Source organism: Dyella terrae (assembly GCF_004322705.1).
Classification (GTDB): Bacteria; Pseudomonadota; Gammaproteobacteria; order Xanthomonadales; family Rhodanobacteraceae; genus Dyella_D; species Dyella_D terrae.
The window spans coordinates 47,026-65,820 of the sequence record NZ_SIZZ01000001.1; the positions used below are offsets into that span (position 1 = coordinate 47,026).

Consider the following 18,795-nt stretch of genomic DNA (forward strand, 5'->3'; position numbering starts at 1 on the left):
ATGCAACCGAATGCCGAAACGCAATTGAACGATGAGCATCTCGTCGAGTCCCTGGCCGAGGCGGTCATGGCGGGTGGAACGCTCAAGGATGCCTGCGGAATCTCCGACGAAGCCATGGAAGGCGTGTACGCGTATGCGTATCGCTTTTACCGCGATGGGCAACTGGACGAGGCGGAACGATTCTTTCGATTTCTCTGCCTGTATGACTTCTACAACAGCGAGTACGCGCTGGGTCTCGCTGCCGTCTATCACCTGAAGAAAAACTACCGCAAGGCCATCGATCTCTACTCCCTGGCCTTCAGTCTTGGCCCGGACGATTACCGGGCACTCTTTCACATCGGGCAATGCCACGTTGCACTGAAGAAGATTCACGCAGCGAGCGAGGCATTCGAGATGGTGGTGCGACAGTCATCGAACGATGAACTGAAGGCCCAGTCGACGACGTACCTTGATGCCATCAAATCCATGCTTTCAGGGAAGGAACAGGGAGAGGGGCAGTCATGAATGACATCAGGGTGCATTCGGTGCATCGTCACCCGTCGAGCATCCATGCAAGGCATGTCGACGTGGCACGATCATTTGGCAAGGCAAGTGATGATCAGATGCAGCAGCTTGCGCACGCGATGGGTGTGCAGGCGAGCGGTCGGAGCGAAGTCGATGGCCATGCCGGATATCCGGTGCTGCGAAAGCCGGCCGCAGGCACGGCGTCCAGCACGGAAGGCGCCCACGAGGATGCGCTGGCCAGGCTGCGCGAACTGATGGGCGAGTTCAGCGGTGTGGTGGACGGTGCCCGGGGCGCCAAGTTGCGTGGTGACCTTTTGATATGGCTGGATCGGCAAAAGACTCGTCAGGGCGTGCTTGATCAACTGTCGTCGAAGTTTCGCGGAGCGTCGGATGCGTATCGAGACGCCCTGGATGAGCTCACCCGTCGTGGCAAGGCGGTGCAGGCAGCGGCTGACGAAGCGAATCGCTTGTCCCGTGAAGTGGGACGCCTGAAAGATCTGCTACAGGGTCTGTCGCCCGATGATCCGAAGCGTGCCGAACTGGAAGGTGCCCTAGCGGCCGCGCGCCGCGACGCCGGACAGGCCACGCAATCGCTGGATGTTGCTCTCAAGCGGCTGCAGGACGGGGTAGACAAGGCCGAGCATGCGGCAAAGGACGTCGATGCGCTTTCCGACGCCGTGCGGCATGAAAGTGGCCCGTTGCAACGTCCGCCGGAGGCGCTTGAAGAGGACATCATGGCGCGCCTGAAAGAGCTGCAAGCCATGTTCAGCGACATCATCGCCAAAGTCATGTCGAACGCATCGCGGGCGGATATGAAGCGCGAGCAGCAGCGACTCGAGGCGCTGATCGCCGACTGCAGCAAGCGATCGGAAGAGATGTCGAAGAAGATGCAGGAAGCCCGCGACCGAGAGCGCGTGATGGGTTGCATTGGCAAGGTGGTTGCCTGGCTGGTAACGGCAGTGTCGTTGATCGCGGCGCCGTTTACGGGGTTCGCCAGCGTGATCCTTGCGGCGTCCATGCTTGCGGTGGCAGTTGCTGACGAAGTCAGCGGCAAGAGCCTGCTCGGCGAGATCATGAAGCCCTTGATGGAGCACGTGCTCAAACCGCTGGTGGAGGTCATCGGTAAAGCGGTGGGTGACCTGCTGAAAGAGTTCGGCGTGCCGGACGCGGAAAGGATCGGCCAGGCTATTGGTGCGACCCTGGCCGCCATCATGGTGGTTGTCCTTGTGCTGGCGGCGGTGCTGGTGGGCAAGGCAGCGGCCAGTCGGCTGCTTCCCAAGATCATGGACATGGCGGGAAAGATGTTTGGCCGCCTTGCCAACGATCTGACCAAGGCGTCCTGGAAGCTGGGCACGCAGATGGGTAAGGACAGTCTGAAATGGATGGGGCAGGGCCTTTCTCGCATGACAGGCATATCTTCGGCGACAGCGGCCAAAGCCGCCGGCTATGCAGGGACGGCAGCGTCCGTTGCGTTGTCAGCAGGCCAGGCGGTTCAGTTCGGCTTAGGTGTCGATGTCGCTGTGAAGCGTCTGGACATCGCCAAGCTTGAAGCGGCTATCACCCAGAACATGATGGAGAACGAGCTTGTTCGCCAACTGCTTTCGCGCGCAATGGATTGGTTCGAGAAACAGCAGAGCCAACTGGAAGACGTCCAGCGTGACCTGCACGATCTGGGCAAGCGGGTGCTGCGCGCCTCCCGGGATATGTCAGAAATGCGAACGGCCTGACTAAGCAAGGTGCCAAACCATGTTACGAATCGATAGTGCGCACATGGGCCCGGCGGTCGCCGGCAAACCCAACCAGGGTCAACCGCTCACGCAAGGAAACCGCTCGCCCGAGCTGACGCCAGCCATGATCGCCGCGGCGTGGATCAGGGTGGAGGGCGTGCCGCGCGCCATGAACGGCGACTGGCCCGAGCTTCGCAAGCCCCACGATGGCATGCCGCTGTCGGCGCTGGTCAGGGAACTGGGTGCGGTAAGCGAGCACGGTGACAAGGATGCTGCGGATGCGTGGCTCGGCAGGATCCACCAGGCATGCCAGGGAGCACTGCGGTCGCTGGATCCTTCGTTGGAGGATGCGTCGGGTTTACAGGGCGAACGGTTCGGCTCGCCTGGCGAGCACCCGGATGCACCGCCAAAGGAGAACGATCTTCTTTTCATGCTTCTCAGCATGTGGCGCGAAATCAAACTTCGCGATGCGGCCCGTTATCGTGAGTTGGCCGACACCATGCGCGATCTGCAGGTCGACGCCAACGAAGCCCAGCGCAAGGCGCGGATCAACGCGGCGATCGTTCGCGTCTTCGAGGCGTTTGCTCAGGGTGCGGTAACGACCGGGATCAGCTTTGGTGGCGCCGCCATGCAGATCAAAGGGCACGGCAAGCTGCGCCAATGCGGCGCGCTGGATGAGGCTCAGGCCGAAGCCGTGCGGGCAAGCGCGCAGAAACTCACGACGCATGGCATGGCCACGATGAGCGCAACCCCATTGGGTGCTGCCTTGGGTTCGACCATTGCTGTGGGCGCGTCGGAGGAAGAGAGCGAGGCGCAGCGGTTTGATATGGCGCAGCGGCTGGCCGAGCAGGCCGGTGGGCAGGACACGGAAAAGGTTCGAAGCTCGCTGGATCTCCTCAAGGATCTCTACATGCTGCTGAAATCCATCATGGACCTGCAATTGGAATCGACCCGACAGTTCACGCGACCGGCGTAGATCGGGCGCGAACGACACGGAGGTAATGCGATAGTGAAGAGTGGCATTCAATCGATGGACGGTTTCGTGGCGCGCCCGTTGCATCAGGCTCAGGCAAGGTCGCAAGAAAGCGAGCCGGATGCCGGGACGTTTCCCGTCACCGATATTCCCGATCTCGGAGCCCTTTCCCGCCAGATGGACATCTGGTTTGGTCCGTGGGTCCGGGGCGTCGCGCATGAAGGCGAAGCGGAGGAGGCCCGGCGACGGGAGTTCGACCCACTGGGTGCGCAACTGCACCGCAGGCTGGGCGATCTCAGGGACAGGATGGCGCCGCTGGGGCGTGCGCCAGAATCCGGGCAGGATGATCCCGGGTCCGGATCGGAGCCTGATCGGAAGTCGCTGATCGATGAGCTGCTTGACCGTGTGGGCGACACGCGAAAAAACATGCTTGATCCGATCAAGGATGCCAGCAGCGAATATGGAAAGTTCTATGCCGAGTTGCAGGCGATCCTGGCCATGCTGTCGGAGGCTGTGTCGGGCGATCCCGACGATGCCAACTTCGTGCGCTTCAAACCGGAAAAGGCGCGCAAGGCGATCGAGGACCTGATCAGGAAGTTCAAGGACAAAGCCCTGGCCTCTTTTCCTTCCGAAGAAGCCGCCAAGAAATTCCTGAATCGTCTTGGCATCGATGGTCTTGAAGCCGTCAAAGACAAGGATGGAAAGTGGGTTGTCAGGATCAAGCTTGGGCCGCTGCAAAATGTCCTTGACTCCTTGCCCAAGGAGGGTGAGCTGGAAAAGGACAAGGACGGGAAGCGTCTCGACTACGTCAAATGGAACTCAGCCAAATACCAGGGCTGGAAGAGTGGCATGGAGTCGCGGCAGGACATTCTCCAGAACATCAATCGCGTCCTGCTGGATCGGTTTTCGCGCGATTATCAGCTTTACGATGCCGCGCTTCGCCTGCTGCAGGAGTCGATCGAGCAATTGCTGAAGGCGGCGCAACAGAAGATCGACCGGACGCCCTCTTGAGTGACCTTGCATGGGCCGGGCGGCATCCGGATGACATCCGGCGCTGCGTGCGGGCGATCGTCGCCCGGGTGGCCGGTCGTGAGTCCGACGAACTGTCGCCGGCGGCACGCTTGCAGGAGGACCTGAATGTTGACTCGCTCGAATTTCTGTATGCGCTGCAGGAGATCGAGGGTCATCTGCCGGTGACGATTGACGTCGATGGCGCCGCCAGGTCGGTCACCCTGGGTGACCTTGAAGACCTGGTGGTGAGACGCCTGCTCGACGAATAGGCGCCGACCTTCAGGCGTCTGATGCAGCCAGGTCCTTGAGCAACTGGAATATCTCGCGATACGCGCGGGGCGGCTTGTTCGCCTCGCGCTCGCTGCGTGCCTGGCGGATAAGCGAGCGCAGGTGCTGGCGATCGATATCCGGGTGCCTGGCGATCAGTTCCTGCAGCGCGGTTTCGTCCTCGCCGATCAGGCGGTCGCGCATCGCTTCGAGGCGATGCATGGCGGCGGTTTCCTGGCGCTGGCGTTCGCGATTTTCGCCCAGTGCGGCACGCACATTGTCGAACACGTCGCTCTCATGGCGGCGCATGACCTTGGCAAGGAATCCCAGCTGGCGCTTGCGCGCGATATGCGAGGTGATCTTGCGCGTATTGGCGATTTCGCGCACCACGTCCTCTGGCAGCTCCAGTTTTGCGAGGCGGCTGGGGGGGAGTTCGATCAGCTGGACGGCCAATTCGAGCACGGCCAGCGCATCACGACGCTGCTGCGTGCGCGTCGGGCCGTAATCGTGGTCGGGATTGTCGGTGTAAGTACGTTTCACGAGCGGATTCCATCCAGTGACGGCACGGCCGCCACAATGCCGGGTTCGGCCTGTTCGAGGGCAAAGCGCGGCACGGCCTCGCCATTGACTTCAACGGTTTCGCAAAACATCGCTGCCGGGCGCACCCACAGTCCGAATTCGCCATACAGCGCCTGGTACACGACCAGAAGCTCCATGGATTCGCTGTGACGAGCGGTGCCCAGCACCCGATAGGGCTGGCCCTTGTAGTGACGATAGAGGCCGTTCTCCGGCACCATGGCGCGATCTCCGCGGCGAGAAGCTTTGCATTGGGCCGCGACAACCCCATATGGGAAGTTGCGCGGCAAGGGTCGCGTATTCTACCCGCCCCAGCCCCAGGAAGCCCACGTGAGCCGTACCTCTCTCGTCGCCGATCGCAGCCCTCAGGAACTCGACCGCCTCGCGGAACTGGCCGAAGACGTCATTCGCCGGGCCCGGGCCGCCGGCGCCAGCCAGGCCGAGGTGGCCGCCAGCATCGATACGGGCCTGAACGTGAACGTGCGGCTGGGTGAGGTGGAGACCGTCGAACACACCCGTGACCGCGGATTCGGCCTGACCGTCTATTTCGGCCAGCGCAAGGGCTCGGCCAGCACCGCCGACCTGAATCCGGATTCGATCCAGGCCACCCTTGAGCAGGCCTGTGCGATCGCCCGCTACACCGAGGAAGACCCGGCCGCCGGTCTCGCCGACCCTGCTCGCATGGCCAGGGAAATGCCCGATCTGGATCTGTGGCACCCGTGGGCCCTCGATACCGAGGAGGCCATTGCCCTGGGCCAGCAGATCGAGGCGGCGGGACGCGCGCATGCCGGCATTACCAATTCCGACGGCGCTGGCGTCCAGATGGGCGAGAGCGTGTCGGTCTACGCCAACTCCCACGGATTCATCGGTCGGGAGCGCGGCACGCGCCATTCGCTTTCGCTTTCGCTGATCGCCGGCGATGACGAAGGCATGCAGCGGGACTACTGGTACGACAGCGTCCGCAGCGCCACGGATTTCATGACGGCCCAGGCGCTGGGTGACAAGGCCGCCGAACGCACCCTGTCGCGACTGGACGCGCGCCGGCTCTCCACGCGGCACGCACCCGTACTGTTCGCGCCGGAAATCGCGCGCGGCCTGATCGGGCATCTGGTAGGCGCTGTCAGCGGTGGTGCGCTGTACCGTCGTGCCAGCTTCCTGCTCGATCATGCCGGCAAGCCCGTGATGCCCGGCTGGATGAACATCGTCGAGCGCCCCTTCATCATGCGTGGCCAGGCCTCGGGCGCCTTTGATGCCGAGGGTGTGGCCACGCGTGACAGCGCACTGGTCGAGAACGGCGTCCTGGCGCGCTACATCCTTGGCAGCTATTCCGCCCGCAAGATGGGCCTGGAGTCGACGGGCAACGCTGGCGGCATCCACAATCTGCTGATCGAGGCGGGTGCCGTCGACGGCGGCAAGGATGATTTCGAAGGCATGCTGGCCCGCCTTGGTACCGGCCTGCTGGTGACCGAAGTCATGGGGCAGGGCGTCAACACCATCACCGGCGATTACTCGCGCGGCGCCGCCGGTTTCTGGGTAGAGAACGGCAAGATCGCCTTCCCGGTGGAGGAGATCACCATCGCCGCGAACCTGCGCGACATGTTCAACGGCATCCTGGCCGTCGGTACCGACGTGGACCCGCGTTCCCACGTGCTGACGGGCTCGATTCTGGTGGACCGGATGACCATCGCCGGCGAGTAAGCCAGCGATGGGTCCGGGCCGGGCCGCCAAAAGTCCCGTTGGCCGGGCGCGCAGCTCTTGCTAGCATCGTCCACGACACCTCCGCACGACCAGGAGACACGCATGAGCGTTCCACCCGAGTCCGTCGTACCGCCCCCGTCCGAGCCCTCGACGCCGTCCACCGAGGGTCCGACGCATGAAGAGCGTCAATGGGCCTTGCTGGCGCACCTGTCTGCCTTGATCGGCGTGTTGGTTTCCGGGCACTGGTTTGGCGTGGCCTGCTTCATCGGTCCGCTGGTGATCTGGTTGTGGAAGAAGGACACCTTGCCCTTCGTTGACGACCAGGCCAAGGAAGCACTCAATTTCAACATCACGCTGGCCATCATTGGCGTGGTTCTGCTGGTGCTGACCGTGGCCACGCTGGGTATTGGCGCATTGCTGACGATCCCGGCGGGCATCGTGATTGGCATTGCCTGGCTGGTGCTGGTGATCATCGGTGCGATCAAGGCGAACGAGGGCGAGAAGTATCGCTATCCGTTCTGCCTGCGCCTGATCAAGTAAGCGATCCTCGATGCACAAAAAAAGCGGCCCTCGGGCCGCTTTTTTTGTGCGCGTGCGAGTCGGGTTCAGTGCTGGCGTTCGGCCGCGTAGTGAGCCAGTTCGACGAGCAGTTCCGTGCGCGCGCCGAGCGGCGCGATGGCCTCGAGCGCGATGTGCGTCAGCTCGGACAGGCGTGCGCGAGACGCATCGAGTCCGATGATCGAGGGAAACGTCGGTTTGTCGGCGGCCGCGTCTTTGCCGGCCGTCTTGCCGATGACGTCCGATTCGCCTTCCACATCGAGAATGTCGTCGCGGACCTGGAAAGCCAGGCCCACGGCATGGGCATAACGATCCAGCGCATCGAGCGTCGTCGGATCCGCTCCACTGGCCAGTGCGCCCATGGCCACCGAGGCACGGATCAGTGCGCCGGTCTTGCAGGCATGCATGTGCTCAAGCTCGGTCAGGCTCAGCTTGCGACCGACGGCAGCAAGATCGAGCGCCTGGCCGCCCGCCATGCCTTCGGCGCCACAAGCGCGGCCGAGCACGCGAAGCATGTCGATACCGCGAGCGCTGTCCACGCCATCGGCGAGCAGTTCGAACGCAAGGGCCTGCAGTGCGTCGCCGGCGAGAATCGCCATCGCTTCGCCGAAGACGATGTGGCAGGTCGGGCGACCGCGACGCATGTCATCGTCATCCATCGCCGGCAGGTCGTCGTGCACCAGCGAATACGCATGGATGATCTCCACGGCGCAGGCGGGGGCATCGAGAGAGCTGCCATCGTGGCCGAGGGCGTGGGCCGCGGCATACACCAACAGGGGACGCAGGCGCTTGCCACCGCCGAGCACGGCGTAACGCATGGCGCGGTGCAGTTCAACAGGCGAGCGGTCTTCGGACGGGAGGGCTTTCGCCAGCGCCTGATCCGCGCGAACGATCAGCGCTTGCAGGGCGGGCCCAAGTTGGAAGCCGGCGGACTTAGAGTTCGGGTTCAAACGGTTCTGCGCTATCGGGGGCTTCGGGGTCGAGGAGGAGCCGGACCCTCAGCTCAGCGCTTTCCAGCGCCTGCTGGCAATGCCGATAGAGGCCGATACCACGCTCGAAGGAAGCGAGGGATTCATCGAGGCTGAGGTCGCCGCCTTCCATGCGCGCGACGAGCTGCTCGAGTTCGTCCAGCGAGTGTTCGAAATCAGCGGCGGGCGCGGTATCAGCGGGGGCGGGAGCGGGCTTGGCCATGGCCCGCAAAGCTAACTCAGGGAACGTTCGGAATCAATCCGAACTAAGCTGAGACGCCGGTTGAAATGGCCGTTGCCGACATCGTCCGGTTCTCAATGCCCGCGCGTCCAGAAGAAGATGGCGCCGTCGCCCCGCAGCAATGCGTGGCCGCGCTCGTTGAGCCAAAGGTCGCCCACGGCCACCAGCGCGTCACCTTCGAACAGCAGGGGGATGGCGGGCCGCTCCCAGGGTGGGATCGCGTGTCGCTGGAAGAGGTCCCGCAGTTCGCGAGTATGCGCGTCACCCATGGGCTTGATCCGCTCGCCACCCTGGCGGAAACGCACCGTCAGGGTGGCCGGCATCGGGAGGCCCTGGCGTGACAACTGACTGCCATCGGGAAGGGTCAGCGGCTCGCCCCGCCAGTGGGTGCTCCAGTCCGCGTCGAACGGCAGGGGCGGGCGACGTGCCCACAGGCGCCCCTTCCAGACATAAAGGTCGACGCCGCTCCAGTGGATCAAAGGCCGCGTGCCCGGTGCCGCGTCGCGTGCCTGGCGTTCGATCTGCTGGCGCTGCGCCGATGTCGGCGCGCGCAATCCGCGCTCATGCAGCCAGTGATCGAGCAGCGGATGTCGCAGGCCGGGGGGAAGTGCGAGCCAGGCCGCCGCGTCGATACTCTGCGTGGATGCATCGTGGATGTCGGCAAAGGCTTCCAGCCACTGGACTTTCAGCGCGTCGGTGGCCTCGCGGCACAGCGTGGCGCTGTGCAGGATCGATTCGATCGCGTGTGGCCACTGCGTCAGCAACGCGGGGATCACTTGCTGGCGCAGCAGGTTGCGCGACAGGCGCGTGTCGTCGTTCGACGGATCGTGGATGCTCGGCAGATCGTGTCGCGCGACGTACTCGCGCAACATCGCGCGTGGCGTGTGGAGTAATGGGCGCCAGAGCGCGCCGTTTCCCAGCGCACGCGTCGCACGCATGCCGCCAAGCCCTTCCGGTCCGGCGCCGCGCAGCAGTTTCATCAGCACGGTTTCAGCCTGATCATCGCGATGATGTCCCAGCACCAGCCACTCGCCGTCACTGAGCCGTTGGGCGATGGCGTCATACCTTGCGTGTCGCGCGGCGGCCTCCAGGCCCTCGCCGGACGGTTGAACGTGGACCTTCAACACGGTGCACGGCACTTCGAGCATCGAGCAGAACTGGCGCGCACGTTCGGCCCAATGAGCGCTATCGGGATGGATGCCGTGATCGACATGGATGGCGCGCACATGACGTGCGCGCGCCTGCGGCAGCGATGCGAGTGCGTGCAGCAGGGCAGTGGAGTCAGGGCCCCCGCTGAAGCCAATGCACAATGGACCTTCAGGCTTGTCTCGCAATGCCGCAACAATGGTCGCGGTCAACGGATCAGGCTTGCTCACTGGGCTCGTTTTTCCGGGTCTTTTTGTTGCGGATGTAGATCACCTTGGGGCGCCCGTCACCGGGGCTGCGGCGTTCCACGTCGAACAGGGTCGTGGCCGTGATCAGCTCGCTCAGCTTGTTGTAACCATAACTGCGCGCATCAAAGTTGGGGCGCTGCTTGGTGATGATGGAGCCGACGCCGCCCAGCCCCGCCCAGCCGTCATCGTCCGAAGCGGCATCCACCGCGTTGCGAAGCAGGTTCACCAGTTCCGTGTCCTGTTTCAGCAACGCTGCCGTGCGCGGCTTGAGAGGCCGCTCTTCATCGGGCTTGGGATCGAGGATATCGGTGTAGACGAACTTGTCGCACGCCGCAACGAACGGATCAGGCGTTTTGCGTTCGCCAAAGCCGTACACGATCAGGCCCGACTCACGAATGCGCGCCGCCAGACGCGTGAAATCGCTGTCGCTGGACACGATGCAGAAGCCATCGAAGCGGCCGGAATAGAGCAGGTCCATCGCATCGATGATCATCGCCGAATCGGTGGCGTTCTTGCCGCTGGTGTAGCCGAACTGCTGGATCGGCTGGATCGACTGCTTGAGCAGCTGTTCCTTCCAGCCCTTGAGGTGCGTACTGGTCCAGTCGCCATAGGCGCGCTTCACATGTGCGGTGCCGTATTTGGCGACTTCGGCCAGCAACGGTTCGGCGATCGAGGGCTGGGCGTTGTCCGCGTCGATCAGGACGGCAAGCTTGATGCTGTCGTTGGCCATGACGCCTCCGGCGAGTGGGCGGTGTGGATCATAGCGCCATGAGCGTGACGGGCTGGCATCGCCAGCGAGGCCCCGAACGAAAAAGCCGGCCCTGGGGCCGGCTTGGAGTCATTCGGTATAGGCGCCGTAGCTGCGTAGTCGCTTGTAGCGCTGCTCCAGCAGGGTGTCGACCGGCAGGGCCTCGAGTTCGTCCAGCTGGTTGAGCAGGACGGCCTTCAGGCGAACGGCCATGGAGTGCGGGTTGCGGTGCGCGCCGCCGAGTGGCTCGCGGATCACCTTGTCGACCAGTCCCAGTTCCAGCAGGCGAGGAGCCGTCAGGCCCAGGGCCTCGGCAGCGTCCTTGGCCTTCTCGGCGCTCTTCCACAGGATGGACGCGCAGCCTTCGGGCGAGATCACCGAGTAGGTGGAATACTGCAGCATGACCGTGCGGTCGCCCACGCCGATGGCCAGCGCGCCGCCGGAGCCGCCTTCGCCGATCACCGTGCAGACGATCGGCACGCGCAGATCGGCCATTTCCAGCAGGTTGCGGGCAATCGCCTCGCTCTGGCCACGCTCTTCGGCACCCACGCCCGGGTAGGCGCCAGGGGTATCGATGAGGGTCAGCAACGGCAGCTTGAAACGCTCGGCCAGCTTCATCAGGCGCAGCGCCTTGCGGTAGCCCTCCGGACGCGGCATGCCGAAGTTGCGACGCACCTTGCCCTTGGTATCGCGGGCCTTCTGGTGGCCGATGATGACCACGGAACGGCCGTTGATGCGGCCAATGCCGCCCACGATGGCGGCGTCGTCAGCGTAGGCGCGATCACCTGCCAGTTCGTGGAACTCCTCGCACATCACGCCGATGTAATCGAGCGTGTAGGGGCGGCCGGGGTGGCGCGACAGCTGGGTGATCTGCCAGGAGCTGAGGTTGCGGAAGATATCGGCGGTCTTGATCTTCAGCTTTTCCCGCAGGCGCCCCACTTCCTCGTCGATGTTGAACGCCTGCCCATGACTGGCATGGCGAAGCTCTTCGATCTTCGCGTCCAGTTCGGCGATGGGTTGTTCGAAATCGAGGAAGTTAGGGTTCATTCGGTGCTATTCGGGACACGGAAGCGGCGCAGTATACCGGGATAGGAAAAAACGGGAGAACGGGGGCGTATGGGGTAGGTCTCTGAGAAGCCGGAAGTGAGAAGTAAGTGAAAAGTCCGCTCTGTGCAGGCCGCCAGTTTCGCAGCGGCGGCTTGCCGTTTCTTAACCGATCGACGGTCAATCCTGGCCTTTCACGATCCGCAACTTCGCCGCGACCACCCCTGGCAGGCCACGAACGGCCCTGAGCAGCTCGGGAATCGCCTCCACGCGCCACTCGTCGCCCAGCTCCAGATCGGCCTGCGCGTTGCGATTGTGATAGCCGTGCAGAACCACGGACGCCCTGCCATTTCGGTAGCCGGCCAGGGTGTCGCGCAACTGGCCGACGAAGCCCGGGTCCACGCCGTTCAATTTCAGGTGCAGCACACGGGCGAAGCGCCGGCATGCGTCACCCAGCGTATAGGCGGCGCGGGCACGCACGGCGAAACCGCCGCCGGAGAATTCGTCGATGCGCAGGCCGCCTTCGACCACCAGCAGTTCATCGCGCGCCAGGAGCGGCGCGACCTGCTGGTACAACTCGCCGAAGAAGCTGACCTCGATGATGCCGGTGCCGTCTTCCAGGCGTACAAACGCATCGCTTTCGCCGCGCTTGCGGATCGCCGTCACCATGCCGGCTACCACCCAGGGCGTATCCGGGCCGCGTCGGAAGCGGTTGTCCTCGTCGCCCTTGCGCGGTTTCGGTGGCTGGTAGCGATCAACGATTTCGCCGAGCGGGCAGGTGGACAGCTGCGCCAGCTCTTCGCGCCAGGGGTCGGTGGGATGGCCGGACAGGTAGTGCCCCAGCGTGTCGCGTTCGCCCTGAAGCTTCTGCTCCAGCGGCCAGTCGGCGACGGTGGGCAGGTCGACGTGCACCACCGGCGCGGCGGCGCCCATCATGGCGCCGAACATGTCGTTCTGGCCGCTCTGCTTGTCGCGCAGGTGCTGCTCCGCCGCCTTCATGGCGTGGGGCAACTGCGCCATCAGGCTGGCGCGATTGGGTGCGAGCGCGTCGAGCGAGCCGGAAAGGATCAGTGCTTCGAGCACGCGGCGATTGAGCTTGGTCGAGTCGACGCGGCGACAGAAATCGGCGAGATCTTTGTAATCGCCACCACGACGATGCTCGTCGGCGATGGCTTCGCACGCACCCTGGCCGACGCCCTTGATGGCGCCCAGGCCATAGCGGATGACCTTTGGCTCCACCGCGACGAACATGAACTCCGAGGCGTTGACGTCCGGCGGCAACACGGTGAGGCCAATGGCCTTCGCCTCGTCGATGAAGGTCACCGCCTTGTCGGTGTTGTCCATGTCCGACGAAATCGTCGCGGCCATGAACTCGGCAGGGTAGTGCGCTTTCAGCCAGGCCGTGTGATACGACACCAGCGCGTAGGCGGCCGCGTGCGACTTGTTGAAGCCGTAGCCGGCGAACTTCTCCATCAAGTCGAAGATCTGGTCGGCTTTTTCGCCCGAGAGACCGTCCTTGGCCGCACCTTCGCGGAACATCGCGCGGTGCTTGACCATCTCCTCGGCCTTTTTCTTACCCATCGCACGACGTAGCAAATCGGCGCCGCCGAGCGAGTAACCGCCCACGATCTGCGCCATCTGCATCACCTGCTCCTGATAGACCATGATGCCGTAGGTCTCTTTCAGGATCGGTTCGACGCGCGGATCGGGATACTCCACTTCTTCGCGGCCGTGCTTACGTGCCACGAAGCTGGGAATCAGGTCCATCGGGCCGGGGCGATACAACGCCACCAGCGCGATGATGTCCTCGAAACGGTCCGGTTTGGCGTCCTTCAACATGCGCTGCATGCCGGAGGATTCGAGCTGGAATACCGCGACGGTCTGGGCGCGCTTGAGCAACTCGTAAGCGGCGGGATCGTCGGTGGCAATCGCGGCGATGTCGAGCGGCGCTTCGCCTGTCGTTTCCCGACGCGCGTTGATCGCCTTCACCGCCCAGTCGATGATGGTCAGCGTACGCAGGCCGAGGAAGTCGAACTTCACCAGGCCGACGGCTTCGACGTCATCCTTGTCGTACTGCGTCACCACGCCGCCGCCGCCCGGTTCGCAGTACAGCGGGGCGAACTCCGTGAGCGGCTTGGGGCCGATGACCACGCCACCGGCGTGCTTGCCGACGCCGCGCGTGAGGCTCTCAAGGCTCAGCGCCAGGTCGATCAGCGTGCGCGCTTCCTCGTCCTGCTCATAGAGGTCGCAGAATTCCTTGACGATGCGGTCGGGCTCTTTCTTCGCCTTCTCCGAGCGACCGAGCGCGCATTGCAGCGTCAGGTCGAGCGGGCGTGGCGGAATGAGCTTGGCGATGCGATCGACCGCGTTGTAACCCATGCCCAGCACGCGACCGGAGTCGCGCAGCACGGCCTTCGCCGCCATGGAGCCGTAGGTGATGATCTGGCTGACGTGGTCGCGGCCGTATTTGCGCGCGACGTAGTCGATCACCTCGTCGCGGCGATCCATGCAGAAGTCGATGTCGAAGTCGGGCATCGACACGCGTTCGGGATTGAGGAATCGCTCGAACAGCAGGTCGAACTGGATCGGATCCAGGTCGGTGATCTTCAGCACCCAGGCGACGAGCGAACCCGCACCCGAACCACGGCCGGGGCCGACGGGAATGCCGTTCTGCTTACCCCAGTTGATGAAGTCCGCCACGATCAGGAAGTAGCCGGGGAACCCCATCTCGATGATGACGTCCAGCTCGCGTTCCAGGCGCGTTTCGTATTCCTCGCGCGTGCGGCCGGGAGCGACACCGGCAAACTCCAGGCGCTCGCGCAGGCCGTCGCGGGAAAGCTCGCGGATGTAACTGGCCAGGTCGTGGCCTTCCGGTACCGGGAAATCGGGCAGGTAATACGTGCCGAAGTTCAGTTCCAGCGTGCAGCGTTTGGCCAGTTCGACCGTGTTCTCCAGTGCCTCGGGCACGTCGGCGAACAGCTCCGCCATCTGCTCGGGCGACTTGAGGTACTGCTGGTCGGTGTAATCACGTGGCCGCTTCGGATCGCCCAGTACACGGCCCTGGTTGATGCACACGCGCGCTTCGTGCGCTTCGAAGTTGTCCTGCTTGAGAAAGCGCACGTCGTTGCTGGCGATGACCGGAAGGTCCATCTGCGCGGCGAGTGACAGCGCGGCGGCATTCCAGTGTTCCTCGCCGTCGCGACCAGTGCGCGTGAGTTCGAGGTACAGACGATCGTGAAACTGCTGCGCGAAGGCGCGCAGGCGTCCAGCCGCCGAATCCACGCCCTGGTTGACGGCGATGCGCGCGGTCTCGCTGTCGCGGCCGAGCAACGCGATCAGGCCGGAGGTCGCTTCGGGCGTCAGCCACGCGGCATCCACCAGCGGGCGACCGCTGTGCTGGCCGTCGCGCCAGGTGCGCGAGATCAGGCGCGAGAGATTGAGGTAGCCCTCGTGGTCCTGGATCAGCAGCGTGACGCGGGATGGGCGCGGGTCATCGGGCATGCTCACCCAGATGTCGCAACCACCGATCGGCTTGATGCCCGCCGCGCTGCACGCCTTGTAGAACTTCACCAGCGCGAACATGTTGGTCTCGTCCGTGAGCGCGACGGCGGGGATGCCGTTGCGCACGCAGGCATCGACCAGTCCCTTGATGCGGATGGTCGAGTCGACCAGCGAATACTCGCTGTGCAGGTGGAGATGGGCGAAGCGAACGGTCATGCAGACTCACGCGGTGAGTGTCAGAGCCTGCTCCGTCCGGGCGGCCGGGCCCGGGCAGATCGCCGGGTCGTCGCGCGGGAACGTAAGGAGCAGAAGGGGAAGGCTACTTGGCGGTCTGGCGACGGACAAGATTGACTTACGCATGATTTGCCGGAAGCGAGCTGGGACGCCCACTGGGCCCGGTCGCTTCGGCGCCGTTCCCGGCCGCCACGCAACGATTTCGGCCTTCACGCTTGGCGCGATACAGCGCCTGGTCCGCGCCCTCGATCAGCTCCATTGGATCCGTCGACGGATGGCAGCGTGCCGTCGCCAGGCCGATGCTGATGGTGAGGTAGCCGGTGGGACTCTGTGGATGGGGAATGCACAGGCGCTCCATGGCGTCGATCAGGTGCTCGGCAATGGCGCGGGCTGCGGTCGCATCGGTTGCGGGCAGCACGACGGCGAACTCTTCGCCGCCGTAGCGGGCAACCAGACTGTCCCTGGGCAGCGGTTGCGCGGCCAGCACGTGCGCCACGCGGCACAGGCATTCATCGCCGGCGAGGTGACCACGTGAATCGTTGAACTGCTTGAACAGGTCGATATCGATCATGAGCAGCGAACACGAGGTGCCTCGCGGTGCGCCTTCACGCAGGGTGTCGCGCAGGCGCGGCTCCAGCATGGCGCGGTTGGCGATGCCGGTGAGGGGGTCGCGTCCTAATTGCTGTTGCAGGTTCTGATTGCGCAGCTGGGCGGCGCGCTGCATGTCCTGGCTGCGGCTCTGGATGAAAGCGACACGCATCGCGTAGAGCACCACTGATGCGGCGGCACCCAACATGCCCAGGCCAAAATCGAAGCGGGAGACGCTGACGGCGAGCAGGAGCGTTCCCAGGGCCAGCACCACCGGGGCGAACGCGTTGATCGTCTGGACAGTGCGCCGGCCCGGGCGATAGCGGCTCAGCCACAGGGGCACCGGACGGGCCAGAACGACGATCAGGGCGACGTAGGCCACGCTGATCATGGGGCCGGTCCAGGGCGGCAGACCGCTCAGCTCAAGGCGGTTGTAGGCCCAGGCGGCCGCGGCATTGATCCACAGGAAGGTCGCCGTGGCGAAATAGAAGAAGCGCTTGTGCAGGCTGCGCGTGCCGAACATGCGCAGGGTGGCCATGGCCGCCAGCGAAAAATCGATGGCATCGGCATGCTGGATGATCACCAAGATGCTGGTTGGCGACGCGTGCGGACCGCCAGGCATCAGATTGAAGATCAGGCTGACCAGCAGGGCGGCAACCAGGGCGGAGAGGGCCAGATCGACCAGGGTAACCACGCGCGGTTCGCGACGGTCGAACGAGCTGGCGATGATGTACATGCAAGGGAGCATATAGAGGCCAGAAAAAACCACAGCGATGCGTCCGATGACGTCCCCGGCGTCGCCCACGTAAGTCGCCAGCACGTTGGTGCCGGCCCAGATCAGCTGCATGCCGGTGGCGGCTGTCAGCCAGAGCCAGATCGGCGTGAAGGGCTTTGGCTCGTTGCGGCGATAGACCAGCACGGCGGCCACGGTGACGGCCTGGACGCTCATGAAGAGCCAGCTCGGGGCCGGTGCATGCGCGTCCACGCCCAGGCCGGCCAGCAAGGCCTGGACCACGAAGAGGGCGGTGGCAAGTAGGAGCAAGCGCACGGGATGGGCCCCCTGAGACCCGATCGGTACGGCGATGGCAACGATGCTATCGGAACTGTCTGTCTTCAGGGCGTGTCTGCCACCCCTGCGACGGCGCGACAAGTACCCCATGGCTAGTTGTCATGGCACCCAAGCACTGGCATGGTTGACCGTTCCCCCGCGCCAGTACCGAGGCCGCCGTCGATGTCCCTGCTCCGCTCGTTGTTCGCCGTCAAGCCCGTGGAGGCTTCCCTCACATCGGATGACTCGCTGCGACGAACGCTCGGACTCAAGGAGCTGATCGTGCTGGGCGTCGGTGCCGTGATCGGCGCAGGTATTTTCGTCATCACCGGCCAGGCCGCCGCCGAGCACGCCGGTCCCGCCCTGACGATCTCGTTCGTCCTGGCCGGCCTTGCGGCGGCGCTCGCCGCCCTGAGCTACGCGGAGTTCGCCGCGATGCTGCCGGTGTCGGGCAGTGCCTACGTTTACGCCTACGCGACCTTTGGCGAACTGCTGGCCTGGTTTATCGGCTGGAACGTCGTCGCGGAATACCTGCTGGCAGTGTCGTCGGTGGCCGTCGGCTGGTCGGGTTACGGCGTCGGCCTGCTGCACTCGATTGGCATCCACGTGCCTGACGCGCTCGCCAATGCCCCCCTGAGCTTCAAGGACGGTCGCCTGCAGGCGACCGGTGCCTTGATGAACCTGCCGGCGCTGCTGGTGGTCGCCGCGCTTACCGCGCTGCTCTATCGCGGCACGCGTCAGTCGACCCTGTTCGCGAGCGTGGTCGTGGCGCTGAAAGTGCTGGTGGTGGTGCTCTTCGTGGTGGTGGGCATGCAATACGTCGATCCGTCGCTGTGGCACCCGTACGTGCCGGAAAACCAGGGTGGCGACCACTACGGCTGGGCCGGTGTGTTCCGTGCGGCGACGAGCGTGTTCTACGCCTATATCGGCTTTGACGCGGTCGCTACGGCGGCGCAGGAAACCCGTAACCCACAGAAGAACGTGCCGCTGGGCATCCTGATTTCGCTGGCCGTCTGCACGGTGCTCTACATCATCGTGGCGGCCGTGCTGACCGGACTGGTGCCGTATCCGGAGCTGGCCACGGCCGAGCCGGTGGCGACCGCGCTGGCGGCGCACCCGCCGCTGGCCTGGCTGAAGCTGCTGACGCAGATGGGTGCCGTGGCGGGGCTGACCTCGGTGATCCTGGTGATGCACCTGGGCCTGGCGCGCATCCTCTACACGATGGCAGGCGATGGCCTGTTGCCGACCTTCTTTGGCGCGGTGCACGAGAAGCACCAGACCCCGCATCGCACGACCTTGCTGGTTGGCTGCATCGGTGGCGTGCTGGCAGCGGTGTTCCCGCTCAGCCTGCTGGGCGACCTGTTGTCGATGGGTACCTTGCTGGCCTTCGCCACCGTCTGCGTGGGTGTCCTCGTGCTGCGTCGCACGCATCCGGAGATCCCGCGTGGATTCCGCGTGCCGGCGGCGCCGGTGGTGTGCAGCCTTGGTGTGCTGGTGTGCCTGTTCCTGCTGGCGCAGATGAACCGGGGCAACTGGATGTTGCTGGCAGGATGGACCGCCATCGGCATGCTGATCTACGTCGGCTACGGGTATCGTCACAGCCGCCTGCGCGGCCGCTGATCCATCCCGGTGCGACTGGATGCACGGTCCAGTCGCACATGCCTGCGTGACGTCAGTGCGGCGCGTCGGCGGAGTGCCGTACCCGGCCTTCGCCC

17 protein-coding genes are annotated in these 18,795 nt (G+C 64.4%); 8 read left to right on the top strand and 9 right to left on the bottom strand.

Annotated elements, in window-relative coordinates:
- The 5 genes from EYV96_RS00295 (at nucleotide 1) to EYV96_RS18675 (ending at nucleotide 4,484) form a co-directional block, all read left to right on the top strand.
- The gene (locus tag EYV96_RS00295; RefSeq protein WP_131149543.1) at nucleotides 1–504 is read left to right on the top strand and encodes a SycD/LcrH family type III secretion system chaperone; all 504 of its coding nucleotides are present in this window, start codon (nucleotides 1–3) and stop codon (nucleotides 502–504) included.
- A 98-nt stretch (nucleotides 505–602) separates the two neighbouring features.
- Nucleotides 603–2,231 (top strand): type III secretion system translocon subunit SseC family protein, encoded by a 1,629-nt coding sequence (sctE, locus tag EYV96_RS00300; protein ID WP_165488539.1) that lies wholly within the window; start codon nucleotides 603–605, stop codon nucleotides 2,229–2,231.
- Nucleotides 2,232–2,274: 43 nt separating this feature from the next.
- Nucleotides 2,275–3,207 carry a hypothetical protein gene (locus tag EYV96_RS00305; protein WP_131149545.1) on the top strand — a complete coding sequence of 311 codons (933 nt, stop codon included), beginning with the start codon at nucleotides 2,275–2,277 and terminating at the stop codon, nucleotides 3,205–3,207.
- A gap of 54 nt (nucleotides 3,208–3,261) precedes the next feature.
- Nucleotides 3,262–4,215 (top strand): IpaD/SipD/SspD family type III secretion system needle tip protein, encoded by a 954-nt coding sequence (locus tag EYV96_RS00310; RefSeq protein ID WP_131149546.1) that lies wholly within the window; start codon nucleotides 3,262–3,264, stop codon nucleotides 4,213–4,215.
- Nucleotides 4,212–4,484, top strand: a complete 273-nt coding sequence (locus tag EYV96_RS18675; protein WP_165488540.1) for an acyl carrier protein — start codon at nucleotides 4,212–4,214, stop codon at nucleotides 4,482–4,484. Before EYV96_RS00310 ends, EYV96_RS18675 begins: the two co-directional genes overlap by 4 nt.
- Nucleotides 4,485–4,494: 10 nt before the next feature.
- Here EYV96_RS18675 and yjgA read toward each other — a convergent pair whose 3' ends face one another.
- The gene (gene yjgA, locus EYV96_RS00320) at nucleotides 4,495–5,022 is read right to left on the bottom strand and encodes a ribosome biogenesis factor YjgA (RefSeq protein WP_131149548.1); all 528 of its coding nucleotides are present in this window, start codon (nucleotides 5,020–5,022) and stop codon (nucleotides 4,495–4,497) included.
- Complete coding sequence (locus EYV96_RS00325) at nucleotides 5,019–5,279, bottom strand: DUF1653 domain-containing protein (protein ID WP_131149549.1); 261 nt, start codon at nucleotides 5,277–5,279, stop codon at nucleotides 5,019–5,021. The genes yjgA and EYV96_RS00325 overlap by 4 nt, the downstream gene beginning before the upstream one ends.
- 109 nt (nucleotides 5,280–5,388) lie before the next feature.
- Here EYV96_RS00325 and pmbA point away from each other — a divergent pair, with 109 nt between their 5' ends.
- Both pmbA and EYV96_RS00335 read left to right on the top strand, forming a co-directional pair.
- Nucleotides 5,389–6,756 (top strand): metalloprotease PmbA, encoded by a 1,368-nt coding sequence (pmbA, locus tag EYV96_RS00330; protein ID WP_240732297.1) that lies wholly within the window; start codon nucleotides 5,389–5,391, stop codon nucleotides 6,754–6,756.
- A 102-nt stretch (nucleotides 6,757–6,858) separates the two neighbouring features.
- A complete protein-coding gene (locus EYV96_RS00335) occupies nucleotides 6,859–7,296 on the top strand; it encodes a DUF4870 domain-containing protein (protein ID WP_131149551.1) in 438 nt (145 codons plus the stop codon).
- 65 nt (nucleotides 7,297–7,361) lie between these two features.
- Here the strand turns inward: EYV96_RS00335 and EYV96_RS00340 are convergent, their stop codons facing one another.
- From EYV96_RS00340 to EYV96_RS00370, 7 genes are all read right to left on the bottom strand, one after another.
- Nucleotides 7,362–8,264 carry a polyprenyl synthetase family protein gene (locus tag EYV96_RS00340; protein ID WP_131149552.1) on the bottom strand — a complete coding sequence of 301 codons (903 nt, stop codon included), beginning with the start codon at nucleotides 8,262–8,264 and terminating at the stop codon, nucleotides 7,362–7,364.
- Nucleotides 8,248–8,505 carry an exodeoxyribonuclease VII small subunit gene (locus EYV96_RS00345; protein WP_131149553.1) on the bottom strand — a complete coding sequence of 86 codons (258 nt, stop codon included), beginning with the start codon at nucleotides 8,503–8,505 and terminating at the stop codon, nucleotides 8,248–8,250. The genes EYV96_RS00340 and EYV96_RS00345 overlap by 17 nt, the downstream gene beginning before the upstream one ends.
- 92 nt (nucleotides 8,506–8,597) lie before the next feature.
- Nucleotides 8,598–9,899 (bottom strand): tRNA lysidine(34) synthetase TilS, encoded by a 1,302-nt coding sequence (gene tilS / locus EYV96_RS00350; RefSeq protein ID WP_240732298.1) that lies wholly within the window; start codon nucleotides 9,897–9,899, stop codon nucleotides 8,598–8,600.
- Nucleotides 9,886–10,647 (bottom strand): NYN domain-containing protein, encoded by a 762-nt coding sequence (locus EYV96_RS00355; protein WP_131149554.1) that lies wholly within the window; start codon nucleotides 10,645–10,647, stop codon nucleotides 9,886–9,888. The genes tilS and EYV96_RS00355 overlap by 14 nt, the downstream gene beginning before the upstream one ends.
- 108 nt (nucleotides 10,648–10,755) lie before the next feature.
- Entirely contained in the window at nucleotides 10,756–11,712 is a 957-nt protein-coding gene (locus EYV96_RS00360; protein WP_131149555.1) for an acetyl-CoA carboxylase carboxyltransferase subunit alpha, read from the bottom strand.
- A 177-nt stretch (nucleotides 11,713–11,889) separates the two neighbouring features.
- Entirely contained in the window at nucleotides 11,890–15,426 is a 3,537-nt protein-coding gene (dnaE, locus tag EYV96_RS00365) for a DNA polymerase III subunit alpha (protein ID WP_131149556.1), read from the bottom strand.
- Between the two features lie 136 nt (nucleotides 15,427–15,562).
- A complete protein-coding gene (locus EYV96_RS00370) occupies nucleotides 15,563–17,080 on the bottom strand; it encodes a GGDEF domain-containing protein (RefSeq protein WP_165488541.1) in 1,518 nt (505 codons plus the stop codon).
- Between the two features lie 189 nt (nucleotides 17,081–17,269).
- Between EYV96_RS00370 and EYV96_RS00375 the strand changes: the two genes are divergently transcribed.
- Complete coding sequence (locus tag EYV96_RS00375; RefSeq protein ID WP_425478726.1) at nucleotides 17,270–18,700, top strand: amino acid permease; 1,431 nt, start codon at nucleotides 17,270–17,272, stop codon at nucleotides 18,698–18,700.
- Nucleotides 18,701–18,795: the final 95 nt, after the last annotated feature.